Annotated in this window: 14 protein-coding genes; 5 read left to right on the forward strand and 9 right to left on the reverse strand. The window is 60.3% G+C overall.

The window, feature by feature from the left end; translation table 11 throughout:
* Window positions 1–27 precede the first annotated feature (27 nt).
* The gene (locus AB4Y77_RS11450; RefSeq protein WP_442014029.1) at window positions 28–537 is read left to right on the forward strand and encodes an NADPH-dependent FMN reductase; all 510 of its coding nucleotides are present in this window, start codon (window positions 28–30) and stop codon (window positions 535–537) included.
* Window positions 483–1,997: an aldehyde dehydrogenase gene (locus tag AB4Y77_RS11455; RefSeq protein ID WP_442014030.1), complete on the forward strand. Its 1,515-nt coding sequence runs from the start codon at window positions 483–485 to the stop codon at window positions 1,995–1,997. Before AB4Y77_RS11450 ends, AB4Y77_RS11455 begins: the two co-directional genes overlap by 55 nt.
* A gap of 866 nt (window positions 1,998–2,863) precedes the next feature.
* Here AB4Y77_RS11455 and murJ read toward each other — a convergent pair.
* Both murJ and AB4Y77_RS11465 read right to left on the reverse strand, forming a co-directional pair.
* Window positions 2,864–4,738 (reverse strand): murein biosynthesis integral membrane protein MurJ, encoded by a 1,875-nt coding sequence (gene murJ, locus AB4Y77_RS11460; RefSeq protein ID WP_442014146.1) that lies wholly within the window; start codon window positions 4,736–4,738, stop codon window positions 2,864–2,866.
* 294 nt (window positions 4,739–5,032) lie between these two features.
* Window positions 5,033–5,911 carry a LysR family transcriptional regulator gene (locus tag AB4Y77_RS11465; protein WP_442014031.1) on the reverse strand — a complete coding sequence of 293 codons (879 nt, stop codon included), beginning with the start codon at window positions 5,909–5,911 and terminating at the stop codon, window positions 5,033–5,035.
* Window positions 5,912–6,087: 176 nt separating this feature from the next.
* Here AB4Y77_RS11465 and AB4Y77_RS11470 point away from each other — a divergent pair, with 176 nt between their 5' ends.
* Window positions 6,088–7,338 (forward strand): MFS transporter, encoded by a 1,251-nt coding sequence (locus tag AB4Y77_RS11470; protein ID WP_442014032.1) that lies wholly within the window; start codon window positions 6,088–6,090, stop codon window positions 7,336–7,338.
* A 34-nt stretch (window positions 7,339–7,372) separates the two neighbouring features.
* Window positions 7,373–8,638 (forward strand): FAD-dependent oxidoreductase, encoded by a 1,266-nt coding sequence (locus AB4Y77_RS11475; protein ID WP_442014033.1) that lies wholly within the window; start codon window positions 7,373–7,375, stop codon window positions 8,636–8,638.
* Window positions 8,639–8,820: 182 nt separating this feature from the next.
* Here the strand turns inward: AB4Y77_RS11475 and AB4Y77_RS11480 are convergent, their stop codons facing one another.
* The 5 genes from AB4Y77_RS11480 to AB4Y77_RS11500 all read right to left on the reverse strand — a co-directional run bounded on the left by AB4Y77_RS11480 (window position 8,821) and on the right by AB4Y77_RS11500 (window position 15,887).
* Window positions 8,821–9,882, reverse strand: coding sequence for a family 43 glycosylhydrolase (locus AB4Y77_RS11480; RefSeq protein WP_442014034.1), 1,062 nt, complete (start codon window positions 9,880–9,882; stop codon window positions 8,821–8,823).
* Between the two features lie 740 nt (window positions 9,883–10,622).
* Window positions 10,623–11,507 (reverse strand): ATP-binding cassette domain-containing protein, encoded by an 885-nt coding sequence (locus tag AB4Y77_RS11485; RefSeq protein ID WP_442014035.1) that lies wholly within the window; start codon window positions 11,505–11,507, stop codon window positions 10,623–10,625.
* A gap of 1 nt (window position 11,508) precedes the next feature.
* Complete coding sequence (locus AB4Y77_RS11490) at window positions 11,509–13,323, reverse strand: dipeptide/oligopeptide/nickel ABC transporter permease/ATP-binding protein (protein ID WP_442014036.1); 1,815 nt, start codon at window positions 13,321–13,323, stop codon at window positions 11,509–11,511.
* Window positions 13,320–14,261 carry an ABC transporter permease gene (locus AB4Y77_RS11495; protein WP_442014037.1) on the reverse strand — a complete coding sequence of 314 codons (942 nt, stop codon included), beginning with the start codon at window positions 14,259–14,261 and terminating at the stop codon, window positions 13,320–13,322. Before AB4Y77_RS11495 ends, AB4Y77_RS11490 begins: the two co-directional genes overlap by 4 nt.
* Window positions 14,262–14,339: 78 nt before the next feature.
* Window positions 14,340–15,887 (reverse strand): ABC transporter substrate-binding protein, encoded by a 1,548-nt coding sequence (locus AB4Y77_RS11500; RefSeq protein ID WP_442014038.1) that lies wholly within the window; start codon window positions 15,885–15,887, stop codon window positions 14,340–14,342.
* Between the two features lie 426 nt (window positions 15,888–16,313).
* On the opposite strand from AB4Y77_RS11500, the gene AB4Y77_RS11505 reads away from it, so the two are divergent.
* Complete coding sequence (locus tag AB4Y77_RS11505) at window positions 16,314–18,581, forward strand: family 78 glycoside hydrolase catalytic domain (RefSeq protein ID WP_442014039.1); 2,268 nt, start codon at window positions 16,314–16,316, stop codon at window positions 18,579–18,581.
* Between the two features lie 183 nt (window positions 18,582–18,764).
* Here AB4Y77_RS11505 and AB4Y77_RS11510 read toward each other — a convergent pair whose 3' ends face one another.
* Window positions 18,765–19,742: a Gfo/Idh/MocA family protein gene (locus tag AB4Y77_RS11510; protein WP_442014040.1), complete on the reverse strand. Its 978-nt coding sequence runs from the start codon at window positions 19,740–19,742 to the stop codon at window positions 18,765–18,767.
* A gap of 223 nt (window positions 19,743–19,965) precedes the next feature.
* Window positions 19,966–20,709: an SDR family NAD(P)-dependent oxidoreductase gene (locus AB4Y77_RS11515; RefSeq protein ID WP_442014041.1), complete on the reverse strand. Its 744-nt coding sequence runs from the start codon at window positions 20,707–20,709 to the stop codon at window positions 19,966–19,968.
* Window positions 20,710–20,727: the final 18 nt, after the last annotated feature.

Genomic DNA, 20,727 nt, shown 5'->3' on the forward strand with positions numbered 1-20,727 from the left:
ACTCAATTCTTCCTTGGAGTCGGCGTCATGAGTGTCATAGTTATCGGCAATCCCAAACTGGACTCGCGCACTCTGCATGCCGCAGCCCGGGTCCACGAGGCAATTACCGGCTCCGCTCCGGCCCACAATATCGAGATCGCTGCGCTCGGCCCCGGAGTCCTGGGGTGGGGTGATCCGGATGTCAAAGCTGCCGTTCAAATCGTGCAGTCGGCCACCTTCGCAGTTGTGGCAAGTCCAACTTTCAAAGCGACATACAGCGGACTGCTGAAAGTATTCCTGGACCAGTTTGCCGGCGGAGAGGGCCTCCGCGACGTCGTCGTCGTGCCCTTGATGCTTGGTGCAGGACCGACCCACGCCTTAGCACCCGAGCTGTTGCTGAAGCCGGTTCTGTCGGAGCTTGGCGCAACGACTCCGTCCCCCGGACTGTACTTGCGCGACTCCTCATATGACACTGACGGAGCTATTGAGGCGTACGCGGAACGATGGGGAAGCACTTTGATGGCCGCCTCCCGCAACGCGACGGTGCAGAAGCCATGACGCAGCAGAACTACGACGTGTTACTCATCAACGGTCAATGGCAGCAGTCAAACTCCCGCGAACCACTCCAAGTGATCTCTCCCTCCACAGAGAACGTTATAGGCACGGTTCCAAATGGTGACAGCAAGGACGTCGAGTCAGCTGTGGCAGCTGCCCGGCGCTCTTTCGACACTGGGCCATGGCGAAAACACAGCATTGAACAGCGGGCCGCCATTCTGGAACGGGCCCTGGACCTGCTCGAGGGACAGATCGAGGACGTAGCTGATCTTGTCTCATCCGAAATGGGACTGCCGACCAGCGTTTCAAGAAAAAAAACCCCCGGAGCCATTTGGGCGGGCCGCTACTTTCTCGAAACGGCACTGGCCGAAGAAACTGTGGATGTCCGAAAAACGCTGTGGGGGCCCGCCGCCGTCATCAAGGAACCTGTCGGGGTGGTGGCATCAATTGCCCCATGGAACAGCCCGTTCAACATGGCCATATCCAAGATCTTCCCCGCTCTTGTCACTGGATGCTCGGTGGTTTACAAACCGTCTCCCGACACTCCGCTCGACGCTTACATCATCGCCAAGGCACTGGTTGGCGCCGGGTTGCCCGAAGGCGTATTTAATCTGGTTACCGGTGACGCCGACACAGGCCGGTGGTTGGTCGAGCATCCCGACGTCGACAAAGTCAGCTTTACTGGTTCGACGGGTGCCGGGCGACAAATTGCCGCCTCCGCCGGACAGCGTTTCGCACGGCTGCAACTTGAACTCGGTGGCAAGTCCGCTGCCATAGTCCTCGATGACGCCGATCCGGCCAAAACCTTGCAAGGTATCATCGCAGGATCCTTCGCCAACTCGGGCCAAGTCTGCTCGGCCTATAGCAGGATCCTTGTACCCTCGGCATCAACGTCTACGTGGACAGATGTCGTGGTAGCTGCAGGTAAGTCCTTCCGCGTAGGAGACCCCTTTGACCCACTAACCACCATGGGTCCACTCGTCTCAAGAGTTCAGCGTGACCGCGTTCTCGGTTACATCCAAGCAGGATTGTCCGAAGGCGCACACTTGGCACTGGGTGGCGGGATTCCAACTGGGCTCGACAAGGGTTTCTATGTAGAACCGACTGTTTTTACGGGTGCCACCAACGCCATGCGGATTTCCCGGGAGGAGATCTTTGGTCCGGTCGTCACAGTGATGCCCTACGATTCCCTCGACGAAGCCATCGACATTGCCAACGATTCTGACTATGGCCTCCATGGAGCTGTTTTCACTGAGGATCCAGAGCGGGCTCTGTACGTCGCCAGGTCTGTACGGTCAGGAACCTTCAGCATTAACTCCTATACCCACAACGTTCAGGCACCCTTCGGAGGCGTAAAAGACTCCGGCATTGGGCGAGAAATGGCAGCCGAGGGCATCAACGCCTACTACGAACTCAAAACGATAAACCTCACGGACGCCACCTTCGGCGCCCTCACCAATTAGGAGAGTGTCGCCGGCCCCACCTTCCCCAAGAAATTCGGACTTGCCGCGCATTAGATGCGTGGTTCTTGTCTACCCGGTCAGCCTGCTACTGATAGTGCGCAGTCTGATTCCTTCCGTCGCGTGAAAGATGGCATGATCGCCGGCGTGCAAACCAACATCCTCGTGACGGTAGGCGCTATTCATCTACCGTCACGGGGAGTACATACATTTGTACCGCTCAAGTCGGAGAGGCTATTTTGCATTGCACCGCCCGCTTCAGCTAAGTGGGACTGGAGGGCTCTACGTTGATGCGCCGCCGACGGGAATATCCATCTGCAAACGACTTCCCAAGCAGGTCCGAGCGATTTCTGCGCTCTCCCTGAGGGTGACCAGCGAGTTCCCTCTACAACCCCGGAACTGGCGTGGAGAGTTGAACGAGCAGTAACTGTCCCGTTCGCTTCAAGGACTCTCGGACCATCCAACTCCGCGAACGGCATCCAGCGGTGCTTCGCGTACAGCCCTTCCAACGCCTTGGTGGCGCCACGCACATGCTGGCTGCCACCTGGCAGGACGGCGTGCCGGAACTCATCCGGCACCGGCAACTCACAAAAGACTTCTGTACTGGAAGCTCTCAAGAACAGCCCTTTGACCATACAAACAGTAAAGCCGCAGCTGAAGCCCTACAAGATCGGAATAGAAACCCGGACCGGGCACGTATACAGATGATCGCCTCGTCCCAGAACTCCCTCATGAGCGGACTGATCATTCCGGGATGGACTGTCGATGACTGGGCAATTGACCCAACGACAGCCATAAACCAGACAGGCGAGCCCGCCACGAACATCAACGAGTACACACCTTGTGAAATTGGCCGGTTGTGGGCCAATCTAATCGCTGCTTCGCGGGGACTCCGTCGGGCTCAGCGCCGAGCTGGACGCCTGCCGGTCACCGTCAACAGCATGTCCTGACCGCAGTCCCCGCCGAGTTGTTTCGCTCGCCCGGAATAGGGCAGGGTCGAACTCACCGGAAATGCGCGGGATGAGGCCGGTGTCTACGGACATGGTGGCTCGCTCTGACCGGTGCGGGTTCTGTGCGGCAGACTCACCATGTGCGGGAAATGCCAGCGGGGCATCCTCTGCCCTTCGCCCCAATCGGAGTAGCAGCGGCCCCAGCAGGTCCTCCAGTTCTGACACACGGAGCCGCTTAAGCAAGACGACATAGACCACCAGCATCACCGGTCCCACCGCCAGAATCGTCGCCAGGGCGGTCCAGCGGTCACGCCATGCAAAGCCATCCGCGTCGTAGCCGCCCATGACCGCCAGGAGGCTTCCGCCGACAAGAGCTGAGCCCACGGCCGCATAACCCATCCGGATATAGGAGTTGGCGATCCGCGGACCGTCGATGTGTCCGAGCAGGCGGCGCAGAAAGAACGCTGTGATGACGACCGACAGAATATTGCCGACGACATAAAGGATGGCGATGGCGAAAATGATCTTTCCGACTGGCATGAACTGTGCGGCAAACGCGCCAACGACGTAGACGCCGGCGAGGGCTAGTTGGATGAAGAACGGCGTGCGTGCATCCTCGTTGGCATAGAAGACTCGCACCATCATGAAGTTGACGCTCAGGAAGGGGGCACTGAGCGACAGGATGGTCAACGTCTGAGCCAGGATCACACCGTCCTGACGCAAACCACCGGAGAAGAACATTCCGAGCGGACCGGCCAGGGCGAAGAGTGCCACGGCGCCAAAGACGGTTGCCACAGCCATGGTGCGTAGCCCGAGCGAGAGGGCACGTCGCAGTTCCGGGCGGTTTCCAGCTTGCGATGCCACGGTCAACCTATTAAAAAGAACGGTTGCGAGGGATAACGCAACAATGGAGTGAGGAAGCAGATATAGCTGGCTGGCCACTTCCAGAACAGCGTTGCCTGGGAGCATGTCCGCCGCAGGGTCTCCCGCCTCTTGTAACCGGAGACGCTCGGCACCAGGGATGGTGGCAATGCGCATGACGTACAGAAGGGCCACCTGCCCGACTGCGGCTGCCAGGAGACTCCAGACGCTCAATTTCGCTGCACGCCCCAGGCCCACTCCGTGCCACCCGAATTTGGGACGAAGGGCTAGTTTCAGGCGGAGGACCGGGATCACCAGCACGGCCGTCTGCGTGATGACTCCAATGGTGGAGAAGCCAGCCAGAAGGAAGGTCTGGGTTGGCCCCCAATTGTCCAGTGCGTGCGGAGTAACAGCATTCTGACCGAAGCTCCAGATGAAGATGCACAGGCCAGCAATGGCCACCACGTTGTTCAGAATGGGTGCCCACATGGCAGGACCAAACGCCCCATGGGCGTTCAGTATCTGGGTGAGGAGGGCGTAGAGCCCGTAGAAAAAGATCTGCGGGAGACACCAGAACGCGAAGACGACGGCAAGTGCCTTCTGCTGGGGTGAGTAGCCTTGGGTGGTCAGCTCGATGATCAACGGGGCTGCCAGAGTTACAAGCAAGGTGAGGACCACCAGCACCAGGACAGCCAGAGTCAACAGTCGGCTGATGTAGTCTGCGCCTTTGTCAGAAGCCCTGCTGGCCTTAATGATCTGCGGCACCAGCACAGCGTTGAACACGCCACCGGCAACCAGGAGAAAGACCAGATTGGGGAGGTTGTTGGCGTTAATGAACGTGTCATTGATCGTGGAACCCAACCCCAAAGCGGCACCCAGCAACCACGTCTTGCCGAAACCCAGAACACGCGAAATCAGGGTTCCTGCTGCCATGATTGACCCGGACCGCGCATCGCTGCTGTCAGGGGTTGCCAATTCCGTAGGAGGTCGCTCCGTGGCACCCGTGTTTTTGGTCGGGATCGGCTTCTCGATCACCGATCCGCCGGCAGGACCATCTGATTGCTCTGAGGGGAAGTTTGAAGATGACATCGAGTTCATCCTTCATCACGACGCTGGATGTTCCCTCGGGACGGACTGACGGGCGGAGTTTCCATCCCTTTGAGTTCCGGCTTTCGTCAGTTTCTTCTGGTCCGTGTCGGATCAACGGAAGCCGGCACGGCCACCTCGCTAGACCGCGGCGAAGGCGGTCCTGACAGCTTCATCGACACTGGCCACTATGGGGCGTGTAGTTGACTGGCGCACCGACCATGTCTCGAGCATGACCGACGGCTCGACCAAACGGAACCACGCCCAATCGGGCAGTAGCCGTGTCGCGCTGGCCTGCGTCATGATGGCTACGTCTGCACTGACTGCATCAGCACAGGCGGCGGCGTGTTCGGTGTAACTGGCGAATTGCCATTGCGGCGTAATGCCTAGTTCATGGGCCGCCGCCACCAACCGGTCATGCCCTATGGGCAATTGATTGCGTGCATGCACCAGCACGCGGAGCCCACCAAGGTGCTTCATCGCCCAGACGTCGCCGGACGTCAACGTCTCGCCGGGTCGCACTGCGACTCCGAACGGTTCACGCCCGATACTGCGGGAAATCAAACCAGCCGGGGGCGGTTGGTGGATCAAGGCGATGTCCAGCCGTCCTTCTCTGAGCATCCGAAGCTGGGTAGTGCTGTCCGCATCCGTGAAGTTGATGCGGGCCAAGCCCACCTGTTGTGTTACCGCCGCTAAGAGCTTGGAGACCCAGCTGGCCGGCAGGCCGGGCGCGAGCCCCATTTCGACGGGTTCCATCACCGGCGCGGCCAGCGCAGCCACCTCGGCCGCGTTGTCCACGAGGTCAAGGATTGCCAAGGCGTGCCTATATAAAGCTGTACCTGCGGCCGTTGGGGTCACGCCCGTCGGTACACGGTCGAACAGGGGTGTTCCGATGTCACGTTCGAATTGCCGGATCTGCCGCGTCAAGGCCGGCTGGGAGATCATTAGCTCCTCGGCAGCCCGCGTGACCGAACCATTCCGGAACGTGACTGAAAAGTAAATCAATTGTCGGATTTCCATGTTTCCTTCCCACGAGGACCGCCGAGTTGTCCCATACCTTCAGGTTATACCGGGCAGGTTCAAACAGTATTGGAAACACTTCGGAAAAGCGCGTTCACTTGTGAGCACAGACACAAAATCGGGCTTGCTGACAGTTTTACCGCAGGAGCCCGCCATCCGATTAAGGAATACAGTCAATGATGACTTCCCTTCGCCAGACTGCCCCAAGGCCGTATCGCTGGGTGATTCTTCTGCTTTGCTGGGCCGCGTTCACCATGACGTCGGTCGACCGTGCCACCTGGGGTCCCGCAGCTGGTTCTGTCGGCAAAGACCTTGGCGTGGAGCTCACCGCGCTGGGGCTGTTCGCAACGACCTACTACATCGGATACGTGCTCTCCAACGCATATGGCGGGTTCCTGGCCGACTGGCTTGGTCCCCGGCTCGTCGTAGGAGTGAGCATTCTTCTGTCCGGCAGCTTCATGCTGCTCTTCGGGGAGGTCCACTCCCAAGGTCTGGGAATGCTGTTCCAAGGCCTTGTCGGGTTGTGTGCCGGAGCCGAATTTGGTGGCGGCGTAAAGATTATCGCCTCGTGGTTCACCCGCGAAAGACGAGGGACCGCAATGGGCGTCTTCATGACGGCCACCTCCCTCGGGCTAGTGATCGCGAACGCCATCGTCCCCAGCATGATCCAGGCCGGAAGCTGGAGGACTTCGTATCATCTGTTTGGTTTCGCATCAATTGCCATCGGCATACTCTGCCTCGTATTCCTCCGCTCAGGACCGGCTGATGGTGAGGCGGAAAAACAGCCACGCCAACTGCCCAACCTGCGGCCACTGCTGAGAAACCGCAATCTGCTGCTTCTGGGAATTGCTGGGTTCGGGGCACTGTGGGGAACTTATGGCTTCATCACGTGGGCCAACCTGCTCATGGTCAAGGGCGTCGACGTTGACCCTGTGCAGGCAGGCGGTGTCTTGGTGATTTTTGGGGCAGTCGCCATCTTCTCCAAGCCTCTCATCGGCATCGTCGCCGACTTCCTGAAGATCCCGTACAGGATGCTTATCATCGGGATCCTGGCCGTGTTCGGCGCCACTCTCCTGCTTTTCAGCTGCGCATCTGGCATCGTCCAGTTTCTCTGGATCGCCCCCATCCTGGGAATAGCCGCCTACGTGTACAGCCCGCTGATGATCGCCATGATTCCGAACTTCTCGGGAGAACAGCTCGCTGGTTCCGCCTCCGGAGGAGTCAACGCGTTCTGGCAGTTGGGAAGCACGATCGTTCCCGCCGTCGTCGGCATGGTTTTCGGAGCGACAGGTTCCTTCCAGATGGCCTTCTTCACCCTGGCTGCCGGGCCGTTGTTGGCCATCATCCCCATGCTGGCCATCCGCGAGGTTCCCAAGATCCACGCCGCAACAACCGGATCCGAGCGCGCATCCGCAACCAACAACTAACACCAGACCATTCAGAGAAGAGAAAAGAAACCCCATGAAGAATCACTTTGATGTCATCGTCGCTGGCGGCGGCTCCGCAGGTGTAGCCGCAGCCATTGGTGCCAGCCGGGCAGGCGCCCGGACCCTGCTCCTCGAGAAGGGTCCCTGCCTCGGCGGAGCGGCCACCCTGCGAAACGTCGTGACCTACTGCGGGCTGTACACCCGCGAGGAGCAGCGCCAAGTGGTCTTCGGCGTTGCCGATGAGCTTCTCACCCGTCTCCGGAAGAGCGCGGCTGTCAGCGAACCTCACAAGTTTAACGCCGTCGCCGTCGTCTTCGACCCGGAAAGCGTCAAATTCCATCTGGACGAAATGTGCCGAGAAGCAGGCGTCACCGTCCTGTTGCACAGCTTGGTCGTCGGAGCCTCAGCGCATGACGGCAAAGTCACCGCCGTGCACATCGCCGACCACGAGGGCCTTCGCTGGGTCTCAGCCGATGCCTTCATCGATACCAGCGGAGACGCCGACCTGGCTCAACACAGCGGAGCCGAAGTGCGCTACGGCAACGATGGTTGGGTCCAAAACGGCAGTCTGGGCGTCAGGTTCGGCGGAATCCCGCAGGACATTGCCGCCGGGAAAGCTGAGTTCAAGGCCGCGATCCGCGAAGCCAAAGCGGCGGGCATCGCTCCCCTCAACGCCGAAACCGGCCTGGTTGCCCGAATGCCCATCTCCGGAGACGTCATCGCGTACGTCGTCGATGAGGGTTATGACGCCCGTAGCGCCGAGCAGACAAGCCAGGCAGAGGCTCACGCCCGCCGCCAAGCCCAGGCCTATCTCGAGGCCCTCCGGATGATTCCTGGTTGCGGGGATGCCTATATCGTCACCACTGGTCCGGAACTTGGCACCAGAGAATCCCGGCACGTCGTGGCACCCCGGAAGCTATCCGAAGACGAAGTCCTTCACCCGTCACCGCTGGCCGATGATGTTGTTGCCATCGGCGCTTGGCCCATGGAGTACCACCCCAGCCCTGGCATTCCGTCCGAATGGAAGTTCATCGACGATCCCGGCTATTACGGCATACCGCTCAGCTGCCTGACAAGCGTCAACAGGACCAACTTGTACGCTGCCGGACGGGCAATCGACGGCGACCGCGGGGCTGGCGCATCACTGCGGGCCATGGGCACAGCCTTTGCCACCGGCCAGGCTACTGGTGTCGCGGCGGCACTTCATACCCGTCATGGCATCGTAAACGTCGCCGACGTCCGGGCAGGACTTCGCGACCAGAACGTGTGGCTGCCGGCAACGGCGCGGCTGGACGCATAAATAGAATCGACACCAAGACCCCCTGCAGCGGGTACCCCGGGCGACGTCCGGGGTACCCGGGCTTGCATGCCTATCGGAGGCGGGCCACTATTGTTTTGCCAGCGGCGGAACAGGGCTTCACTCCACATCGCCGGGCCAGTCCTGCGAACCCAGGGGCGTTACCTTCGATGGCCGGATTCAGGTTAGAAATCTTCGATCCGCCACTCGTCGTGCCATTCGATGACTGGGTGATCACCCTCGAATCGGATGGGCAGCCACACGTAGTCAGAGATCGAGGTGTCGGAGGCGAGCAGTTCGCCCGCGTCGACGGACTCGGGTGATTCGGCCAGTTTCGCGAAAGCCTGATGCATGTCCTCAATGGCCGCCCCAATGTCCTCGGCCGCCAGTTCCGGTAGCCACCTGTCGGCTAAAGCAATGTAGAGGTCTTCCTTGTGGGGATGTTTGAAGACTGACGTTACCTGGGACCGGAAGGAGGTTCGGGTCTGGTCCGAGGGATGCGGGTCTCCCAGTACCGTCCATGGGCCGTGGTAGGTGGGTGCGCTGGCAATTTCCGATTCGTTGGGGAAGTATCCAGTTGTGCCTGAGGTGATCAGGTAGTGCGTTCCGTTGCGTTCGAAATGCGCTGGCGCTTCCCGGGAGAGTGGCGGTCCTTGGTGCGGGAAGTGACTGGTGAAATTGCCGGTGACGTCGGTGTAGTCGTCGGAGAGATCGGCGCAAATGAGCTCGGTGTGGACTTTGCCGAAGAAGTAGTGGGCCTTCTGAGTGTCGGGGTCCACCGCGAGGTCAAAGTCCCCCGCGTTCATGCCGTTGGGTTGCAAATTCGTTTGGACGATTTCGTACGGCCCAAGAAACGAGTCAGCCACGAGAACGGTCGAGGCCTGGGTGTGCAGGTCGATCATGACCTTGACCCAACACACGTACTTGCCCGTCTGCTGGTTGAAAATGATGTGGGGGCGGTCCATTTTCTGCGCCGGATGCAGCGGCGACTCTGGATCGTCGAGCACTGGAGGGATGATCAATCCACGGTCTTCCCAGTTGTAGAGATCCGCCGATGCGTAGGCCCGGACACCCCAGTGCCAATTTCCACTGCCGGGTGTTGTCTTCTCCTTGTTCTCTCCGTACCAGTAGAAGACACCGTCTTCGTAGTGGATGGAACCTCCGTGGGCTTGGATGCGTTTGCCGTCCGTGTCCAGCCAGACTTGTCCTGGCCAGATCGCGGTTTTGGTTTTCGTAAGAGAAGACATCAACGGACCTTGTCGTTGTAGGTGGATAAATGAGATATCGACGCGCAGCCCTGTACTGAAAGGCGTTTCCCACTGCTCCGATCGAGCGGAGGCATCCGGGCACCGAGCCGGTTGAATTGGCGACCGTTTCCGGGCCACTTACAGCAGGCTTTGCCTGGGCTTGGTTACCACTACCCCGTTTCCTTCATTGGTAGCAGATGCAATTCTAGCTCAAAAAACAGAGGATCAAAGGTTTTTTGGTTAGATACGTGTCCGTTCGGTTTTCTCATCTCTTTAGACCACTTGCAGCAATTCCCACACACGAGGGCATCCTGGACCATCCCGATGCACGGCTTTGGCCGCGCCTCGACGTCACACGCGGGTGGAACACAGAGGAGTGGTCAGGCCAGCCGGACGCGGACTGGTTGGGAGTCCCAGGCCCGCAGCGTGTTGTTGTGGTGGCGGCGGGGTATGCTGTGGATCTGGAACGTTGCGATCGCTTTACCAGGGCCTGAAGTATGGTTGCTGCTTCCCACCGGGCGATGTGTTGGCCCACGCATTGATGGATGCCGAAGCCCAACCGATATGGCCGGAAGGGTCCCAGGCCAGATCGAAAGCACAGGGGTTATCCCAGCGCTGCAGGTTCCGGTTGGCGGATCCGAGGAACATGAGGATCTTCTTTCCTTCCGGGATCAGTGCCGTTGCCAGGAACCTCGGATGGCCCTTCGGAAACCGGCTGTTTGCCGGGTGCTCCTTTAACGTCAGGCAATCCACCTGTCTGCATTGCCTCCGACCTGTTCGATCTGTTGTCGTTGGAGTTCGATGATTCGATGTCGTTCAGCGCGGCGCTTTTCCTGTTCGATGGGGTCCGCAATGGGCGCGGCCATGAGAAGCCGCTGAGTGTAGGGGTGCTCGGGTTCTTCCGTGACCTGTTTCGCGGAACCGATTTCGACCACTTCACCACGAAAAAGCACCGCGACTCGGTGGCTCATGCGGCGAACGACGGCAAGGTCGTGGGTGATGAAGAGGTAGGCGACGCCGGTGCGTTCCTGGATTTCCAGGAGCAGATCAAGAACTTTTGCCTGCGTTGAAAGGTCGAGGGCGCTCGTTGGTTCGTCGCAGATGATCAGTTTGGGTTCCAGTGCCAGCGCCCGCGCGATGGCGATGCGTTGCCGCTGTCCACCGGAAAACTCCCGGGGAAGACGGCCCGCGGCATCGGCTGGCAGTTGAACGGCGTCCAGCAGTTCCCGTATGCGGTTGCGAGCCTCTTTTCGGGACACTGATTGCAGTGGTTCGGAGAGGATGTTCTCTATGGTCATCGCCGGGTTGAGGGACGAGTAGGGGTCCTGAAAGACGACCTGGATGTCTTTGGCGAGGTTTCGACGCGCCGGTGTCGAGAGTCTACTGACGGTCGCGCCCTCGAAGGTGACGGCCCCTCCAGTGATGGGTGCCAGCCCGAGGATGGCACGGCCGATGGTTGACTTACCGGAACCTGACTCTCCGACGAGGCCGAGCGTCTCGCCCCGGGCGACGTCGAGTGTGACTGATCTGATGGCCTGGAACGGTTCCTTGCGGAAGCCTTTGCGGGGGAAGGCGACCTGCAGATCCTTCACCGATAGCAGCGAGCCGTTGTACTGGGGTGCCATGTCAGACTCCTTGTCGAACTGGGGAAAGGGGTGGCCGAAGTTCTGCGTCGTCGAGTGTGGATCCGAGCAGCATCTTGGTGTAGTCATGCTGCGGTGCAGCGAACAGTTCGTGGGCGGTGTTGGTCTCCACGATGCGACCGTGCTGCATCACGCTGACCCGGTCGCAGATGTCCGCCACGACCCCGAAGTTGTGCGTTACAAGGATCATTCCGAGGTGGCGTTCACGCTGGAGCTCCCGCAGGAGGTCCAGCACCTCGGCCTGAACGGTGACGTCTAGGGCAGTTGTTGGTTCGTCGGCGATGATGAATTCCGGGTCACCAGCGATGGCCCCGGCTATGAGGATCCTTTGGGCCATGCCGCCGGAGATCTGGTGCGGATAGGAGTTGAAGGTTCGCTCCGGGTCTTTGATCCCGACGCGTGCCAAGATGGCGAGCAGTTCGCTTCTGGCCTGTTTGGGGCCGATTCTTTTCACAGCCCGGAGTCCGTATGTCAGTTGTTGGCCCACGGTGAAGCTCGGATCGAGGTTGGACATGGGTTCTTGCGGGATGAACGCGATCTTCCTGCCCAGCAGCTTTTTCTGCAGCTCCGGCGAGGTGAGAATGTCTTGGCCTTGATAGGTGATCTGTCCGTTGAGAATGACTGCCGCTTTAGGCAGGATGCCCAGGATTGAGAAGGCTGTTTGTGATTTCCCGGAGCCTGACTCCCCCACGAGTCCGTGGATTTCCCCCTTTTGGACGTCCAAATCGATCCCGCGAACGACTTCCCTGACGGACTTGTCCGAGTCGGGGTAGGCGATCACGAGGTCTGAAATGGACAGGTGCGGAACGTCGAAATCACCCAGCTCGTCGTTTCCGTTCCGCCGGGGACGGTTGCCGTTCCCGTACTGCTTCCGGAGGGCTGAGAGCGCCGATGGTTTGATGGTGTGGCTGCGTGTTCCAGCGGTCTGCAGCCCGTCACGGATGGCGTTTCCCAGGAGGACGAAGACCAGGATGGTGAGGCTGATGAGCCCGGCGGGCCAGACGATGTTGATGCCGGCGATGTACATCGAGTTGAAGGCTTCCTGAAGCATTCCGCCCCAGGAAGGCTGTGTGGGATCCCCCAGCCCCAGGAATTCCAGGCTGGCCTGGATCCCGATTCCTGCTCCGAGGATGAAGGCGCTTTGGATGATGATGGGGGCGCGCACGGCTGTCAGGACGTGACGGGACAGGATCCTGAAGTCGGAGAGCCCCGAGACCTTTGCTGCGTCGACGTACAGCTCATTTCGGACGTTGACCACCATTGAGCGGACGAGCCGGAAGTAGGCCGGGGCAATCAGTATGCCGAAGACTGCCATCGCGGTAAGAATGGACGGGCCGATGACCGTGTACAGGGCGATCAGAAGGACAAATCCTGGCAGGGCCATGATCGCGTTGGCGATCCAGCTGCTGATCCCGTCAAACACGCCGCCGAAGTAGCCGGCGATGAGACCGGTGGTTGTACCCAGTATCAGGGACACGGCAAGGACAACGGCTGAGGCTGCCAGTGTTCCGCCGGTGGCGTGCATGAGCCGGGAGAGGATGTCACGGCCGGCCTGGTCACCTCCGAGGATGAATTCACTTGTGAAGGGCGGGGCGTTGGTGAGGGCCAGATCCGAGAAGTTCGGATCGAAAGGGGCCAGCAGCGGCGCCAGGAGGCCGAAGGCGAGGACAAGCAGGAGAAAGACACTGCTGGTCAGGCCTACGGGATTTTTCAGTACCAGCGAGAGTACGGATCGCTTGGTTGCGGCGTTCTGAGGGGTGGGCGGCGCGGCTGCTGCCTCGGCAAGGAGTTCGCTCATGAGATTCGTGCTTTCGGGTTGGCCCAGCCGTTGAGTAGATCGACGGAGATGTTGACGACGACGACGACAATGACGGAGAAGAGTACGCAACCCATCACTGCCGGGATGTCTCCTTGCAGGGCTGCGTTGCTGGCCAGGAGCCCCATCCCGGGCATGGCGAAGACCCGCTCGATGACCACGACCCCGCCCATGAGGCCGATGGTCTGCAATGACAGGATGGTCAGGCCGGGCCCCGATGCGTTGCGTAGGGCGTGCCGGAAGACGATGTACCGCTCGTCAATTCCTCTGGTGCGCAGGGTTCGGATGTAGTCCTGGCTCAGGACATCGATCATGGCGCCGCGGAATTGTTGCGCGGCGCTGGCCGTTGACCCGACAAGAATGGCTGCTACGGGGAGCACGAGGGACATGGCCCAGGCCGCGGTATCGACGTCCGGGGCGACGTAGCCTGTGGCCGGGAAGATCGGCACTGTAATGGCCAACATAAGGACTAGGGCGATTGCTACGACGAAGTTGGGAACGGCTGCACCACCGACTGACACGATTTGTAGTGACCGGTCCACCCAGCCACCCTTGACGGCGGCCAGGACGCCGATCAAGGTGCTCAGAATCATGGTGAAAAACAACGAGATCACCACCAGAGACAGTGTGACGGGGATGCGCGTCGCCATCATATTGGTGATTTGTTCCCCACTGAAGTAGCTGGTTCCCAGGCTGCCGTTGACGACACCGCCGAGCCACTGGAAGTACTGTTCGAGGACGGGCCGGTCCAGGCCTAGTTCAACGACTTTGGCGGCGACCTGGTCGTTGGTGGCGCCCAGGCCAAGCACCTGGCGGGCGATTGCGGCGCCGTCGATGAACATCAGCATGAAGGTTGTGGCACTGACTACGACCAGCAGCACCACGCTGGCGGCAACTTTGCGCAAGATGAGGTTTAGCATTTTGTTTCCTCTGGTGATTCAGGAGCGGGCAGACGGCCACGAAGGAGAACCAGCCAACCGCCTGCCCGCGCCGAAACCTTATTTGCTGGGTTTGAAGGAAGAGAGGTTTGGTGCGTTGTTGCCGAAGTCAGGTTCAGCGGACGTCTTCTTGTCCGTCGCATAGAAGTYTGTCGGCAGCGCCCACGGGCAGAACCACGCCTTTTCGATGATCATCTTGTTGATGGCCTGGGCGTTGGATTCAGCTTCGGCACCTGTGGCGATCTGGGCCTTTTCAAGGAGTGGATTCAGTTCCGGATCGACAGCCCGGTTGATGTTCCAGGTGCCGGTGACAGGGAGGTTTCCGACGATGTCGTACAACGGTGTTCGCGTGTCCATGATGAAGAAGAACACCGGATACTTGCCGGCGAAGATGTCCGGGAAAGCCTGCGGGCCGGAGAGCTTCGTTTGCTGCACCTTGATGCCAATGAGTCCCAACTGCTGAACAATGATTGGGTTGGCGAAATCCAGTCCCGTGATGGAAGGAATGGTCAGCTCAAACCCGTCAGGGTAGCCGGCTTCGGCCATCAGGGATTTTGCCTTCTCAACGTCATACGGGTAGTGCTCGATCATGTCCGGGAGGAACGCTTCACTCCTGTCGTTGAAGATCTGGTTGGTCACCTTGCCCTGGCCCTGGAAGAGTGCCTTGACGATGGCAGGCCTGTCGAACACCATGTTGATCGCCTGGCGGACCTTGACTTCTCCGAGGGCCGGGATGACTCTGCCGTTGCGGTCACCGAGAATGAGCCCGGCCCATTGGACGTGGCTTTCGAGCAAGGTGGCCGATGCTTTCACTTCGGCTGCCGACTGGGAATTGATGTTGGTGCCGTTGATTTGACCGGACTTCAGGGCACTCACGCGGGCGCTGATGTCAGTCATGACTTTGAAGACAAGTTTTTCGTACGGGAAAGCGGACTTGTTCCAGTGCTCAGCGTTCCGGACAAAGGTGTAGGTTGCACCCGAGGTGGTGGCAGAGGCATCAATTTTGTAGGGCCCCGAGCCGACAGGGTTTATTTCGAGGTCTGCCGATTTGAGTGAGGCCGGGCTTGCAACGATGCCGGGCGCCATAGCCATCCACATCGGCAGGAGTCCGTTGGGTGCGCTGCTGGTCAGCACAAGTGTTGTAGCGTCAGGAGCCGTGATGGTCACATCGGCCAAGCGGCCGGAGTCGGGGCCACCGCCGGTTTTCATGTGTTCCAGGCTGGCTTGGGCGGCTGCAGCATCAAGCACAGTTCCGTCATGGAACTTGACGCCCTGCCGCAGCTTCAAGGTGAGCACTGTATGTGCGTCGTTGAATTCGAAACTTTCCGCCAGGTTGGGAACAACATTGCCGTTGGAGTCCATCACCAGCAAGGTGTCGTAGACGGCCTGCCATGCTTGGACGGCTGCGGAACCGCTCGGCAGCTTGGCATGGTCGAAGCCAACGAAATCCTGGTCCAGGGCCAGGGTGATCAAGTCGGTGCTGGTGGAGGCTGCACCGCCCGATGTCCCGGAACTTGCCGGGGCACAACCGGCTGCCGCGAGCATGACAGCACTGAGGCTGCCGAAAAGGGCTGTTTGGTTAAAGCTGCGTCGGCTAATCTGCGTCATTTGTAGTCTCCTTTGACTGTCCGCGGCGGCCATTGCCACGGACCTAAGCAACGAATCGTTCAACTGGGTCTTGTATGGCGCCATACGGTGTTGCGGGTTCACGATTTCCATGTGGGCCGGGTCACATCGGGGCCATTGAGTGATACCGTAGCACAATAAACAACGAATCCACGGTTTTTCCTTTAGGATTATCGAAACGATTCAAGAGGGTCTACCAGCTGGCTTCGAAAAGGGGTCAAAGTGGCACAGGACTCGGCGCGATGCAGGCGTCACGCGGAGCACTGTGGCGTCTGGTTTGGATCGGAAGAGAAAGCTGTAACTGCGCAGTCGCCCACCGGGATCACCTTCTCGTCGGCACGACGCATCGACAGCCGCACCGCAGGCCGGCGAAGGCATGCCGACCAATTGCTATGAGGAGAACCAAACATGACTGACTGGACCGCTAAATTCATCGCCGCAGATGAAGACTCCAACGGAGCCCCATTACTCCGCAAAGAGTTCACCATCGATCCCGATCACGGTCCCATCTTGAAGGCTTCACTGGTGCTGTCCGCGCTGGGGGTGGTCGAGGCATCCATTAACGGACAGCCGGTCGCCCCCGACTTGCTCACGCCGGGTTGGTCGAGTTTCGAGTGGAGGCTGCGGTATGCCGAATACGACGTCACGGCGCTCCTCGGATCCGGGAGTGCCGCACTTGGACTTGCTTTGGGCAATGGATGGTATCGGGGACGGCTGGGACCGAACGGGGACCGCGCCTTTTACGGGCAGGAACTGGCTGGCTTCGCCGAACTGCGTGTCCGCTTTGATGATGGACACGAGCAGGTCATCGGAACGGACGAAACGTGGCTCTCATCCCCCAGCGAGGTGCTGGCCAACGACATCTATGATGGCCAGCACGTCGACGCCCGGCTTCGAATTCCCGGCTGGAATGAACCGGGGCTCGACACGGCCGGATGGTCCGGCGTCCGCGCCGTTTCGTTCGATTTCGACAAGTTGGAACCCTATGTGGGACCGGCGGTACGACCGCAGCAGGAACGACTTCCAGAGCGGGTTTGGGCGGATTCGAAGGGCCGGATCCTGGCAGATTTTGGCCAGAATCTCGTGGGCTGGGTCAGGGTCCGAGTGACAGGGCCCGAAGGAAGCACCGTCACTCTCCGGCATGCGGAGGTCCTTGAGAACGGTGACCTGGGCACAAGGCCTCTTCGGCGCGCTCAAGCCACGGACCGGTTCACGCTCAGCGGCAACGGGGATGTGTTCGAACCGACGCTGACTTTTCATGGGTTCCGCTACGTAGAAATCGACGGTTGGCCCGGGGGCCTTGAAGCTCTCCAGCCCGATTCCTTGACCGCGGTCATCATTCACTCGGACATGCCCCGCACAGGACACTTCAGCTGCTCGGACAGCCATCTGAACCAGTTGCACCGTAACGTTGTGTGGGGTGTGCGCGGCAACTTCCTGGACATCCCCACTGACTGCCCGCAAAGGGATGAGCGGCTGGGATGGACGGGCGACATCTCGGTGTTCGCGCCGACCGCCGCCTATCTGTTCCAGGCAAAGGACTTCCTCCGCAACTGGCTGCGGGACCTCCGGCTGGAACAAGAACATCAGGACGGACTTGTACCCACAGTCGTACCCGATGTGCTCAAATACATCCCCCAGCCGCCGGGCTATCCTGTGCCGGATTCCACCGCGATCTGGAGCGACGCCTCCGTGTGGGTACCTTGGGCCCTGTGGGAGGCTTACGGCGATTCCGGGGTTCTCGCTGAAAGCTTTGGGTCGATGATTCAGCACGCCCGGCGCGTGCGTGACAAGCTCTCACCCAATGGGACCTGGGATTCAGGCTTCCAGTTCGGTGACTGGCTGGACCCTGACGCGCCGCCGAACCAGCCATGGGCAGCCAAGGCGGATCCGGGAGTGGTCGCCACCGCGTCGATCTACCGCTCAGCGATACTGATTTCGCGTGCAGCATCGATCCTGGGCAGGCCCGATGAAGAGGCGGAGTTCGCCGAAATGGCAGGGCGTCTCCGGGAAGCATTCCGCGCCAACTACATTTCCGGGCAGCGGATCACGAGCGATTGCACGACGGCATACACGCTGGCCATCGTGTTCGGACTCCTTGACCCGGGCGATCTGTCGTGGGCCGGGGACCGTTTGGCGGAACTCGTCATCCAAAGCGAATACCGGATCTCTACGGGGTTCGCGGGCACTCCCTACATCATGGATGCCCTCAGCACCACGGGTCACCTGGACGAGGCCTACCGGCTGCTCCTGCAGCAGGAATGTCCCTCTTGGCTATATCCCGTGACCATGGGCGCGACCACGATTTGGGAGCGCTGGGACTCCATGCTTCCTGACGGCAGCATCAACTCCGGGGACATGACTTCCTTCAACCACTACGCTCTGGGCGCTGTCGCCGATTGGATGCACCGGGTTATTGGCGGCATTGCGGCACTGGAACCCGGCTACACCAAAATCCTTATTGCACCTCGACCGGGCGGCGGGCTCAGTTGGGCCGAGAGTGTTCTGGAGACGCCCCTGGGCCTCGCATCCGTCCGTTGGGACATGGTCGATGACCAGCTCCGGCTCGACATCACCATCCCTGAAGGTGCGACGGCGCTTCTCCGGCTGGACGGCGCGCCTGACCGGGAACTCCCGCCCGGTCGTTACAGCATCACATCGGTGGGAGCACACTGATTTTACGCACGTTGAGCCGGTGAAGGACTGGCCGACGGCACCGGACTGCGGTAATTAGCCGACCGGGCCGTGCCTGCTCAGAGCGCACGAAAGACGAAAGCAGATGGCGTCCCAAGGTGGGGCGCCATCTGCTTTCGTGTCGCGTGCCCGGCTCATGGATTTCAAAAGCAGTGGCTGCAGCGCCTATTGAAGTTGTAGACGAATTTCATCCATGATCTCGAATACCTCGGTAGCGTCGCTCCAGGTATGCACGGGGTGCTCCAGCGATCCGTCCAGAATGGCTTGGCTTGCAGCTCTGAACATCGGCACGTATCCATTGCCTTCCCGTTCCAGCACAACCGTCTCGGACGCTGAAACGTCCTGGAAGGTGGGGGCGTGGACAGTGAATTCCGAGGTGTCCCAGAAAGGCGCCGCGATCGTGACCCAGCCTTTTGTACCGTTAATCGAGGCCGTGAGGTCCAGGAACTCGACCATGGAGCTGGCGCCCTGGGCAAAACGACCGTCCTCATACCCGAACGTGAACGCTTCGGCGACATCGATCCCGCTGGGGCGGACAGTGCCCGTGGCCTGGATTTTCTCCGGCCGGCCGAGGAACGTGTGGGCCAGCGTAACAGGGTAGATGCCCTGGTCAAGCAGGGCACTTCCCCCGAGTCCCGGCTGCCATCGGTTGGATCCATCTTCCGGGAAAGGCAGACCAAATGAGGCCCGAACGCTGCGGACCTCACCGATCTTTCCCGAACTTATGACCTCGGAAATGGCGGTGAGGACCGGATTGAACTTCATCCACATCGCTTCCATGAGGAACACCTTGAACTCAGCAGCCAAAGCTGTGAGGTCCTTGACCTGGGCGGCGTTGAGCGCCAGTGGCTTCTCACAGACAACGTGCTTGCCGGCACGCAGGGCATCGCTCACCATCCGGTGATGAACGCCGTGGGGTGTGCCGATGTACACAGCATCGATGTCCGGGTCCTGGAGCATCAGCTCAAAGGCTCCGTAGGCGGTCGGTATTGAGAATTCCTCCGCGAAGGCACCAGCCCGGCCCTGGTCCCGGGATGCGACAGCGACAAGCTCCGCATTCTCGGTCCCTTGGAGATCGGGGACGACCTTCCTGCAGATCCCCCCGGTTCCGACAACGCCCCATCTCAGTTTTGTGCCGCTCATATGAACTGCCTTTCATTGATAGTTTCTGCCAGCGAAGGCTCCACGTACTGCGCCCGCTGCTTGGTACTCGTCACCCGCGGCTGCGTGCTCCGAAATTTCCGCCCCATCCCGCCCTTTGGGACCACTTATATGAAGCAAAAGGCCACAAAGATCACGCGAACCCGGCCAGGCCGTACTCGTCATCCCTTGCGTACTCATCCCGTCACGGGGCCACAAACCCTACTTAGTTGACTCGTATTCCCGACATGCCGCCGTCTACGGCGAGCAAGGTCCCGGTCGTCGACGAGGCTGCAGGGGAGGCCAGATAGACGATGGCGTTGGCTACTTCGGCTGCGGAAACCAGCCGGCCCATGGGCTGGCGGTTCCGGAGCGCTGTGGCTGCCCGCCCCGGGTCCTCTGCTGACTCCAGCAGGCGGCCCACCCAAGGCGTATCGGCAGTTCCGGGAGTGACCGCGTTGACCCGGATGCCGTCGGCGACGTGGTCAGCGGCCATTGCCAAGGTAAGGGCGGCCACCGCCCCCTTGCTTGCCGCGTAAAGCGTGCGGTTAGGCACACCGATGCCAGCGACGACTGAACACGTATTGACCACCGATGCATGGTTGGACGCCCGGAGATGGGGAAGAGCCGCCCGCGTGACGCGGGCGACGCCGACGACGTTGACGTCGAGCACGCGGTGCCATTCCTCATCAGCATTGGCACTGATGTCACCGGCCGCACCGATGCCGGCATTGTTGACGACGATGTCAATGCCGCCCAGCCGCTTCGCGACCTCGGCCACTGCGTCCTTCACCCCGGCATCGTCAGTGATGTCGCAGCGGACCCCAAGAATCCCCTCGGGGATGGCGTCCAGCGTCCTGTCAAGCACGGCCACGCGTGCGCCACGTGCCTGGAGCATTGCGGCTGTGGCGGCGCCGATGCCGCTCGCTCCCCCGGTGACAACGGCCACAAGATCGTTGAAGTCATTCATGCAGGATCCTTTGTAATT

Source organism: Paenarthrobacter sp. YAF11_1 (assembly GCF_052113445.1).
GTDB lineage: Bacteria > Actinomycetota > Actinomycetes > Actinomycetales > Micrococcaceae > Arthrobacter.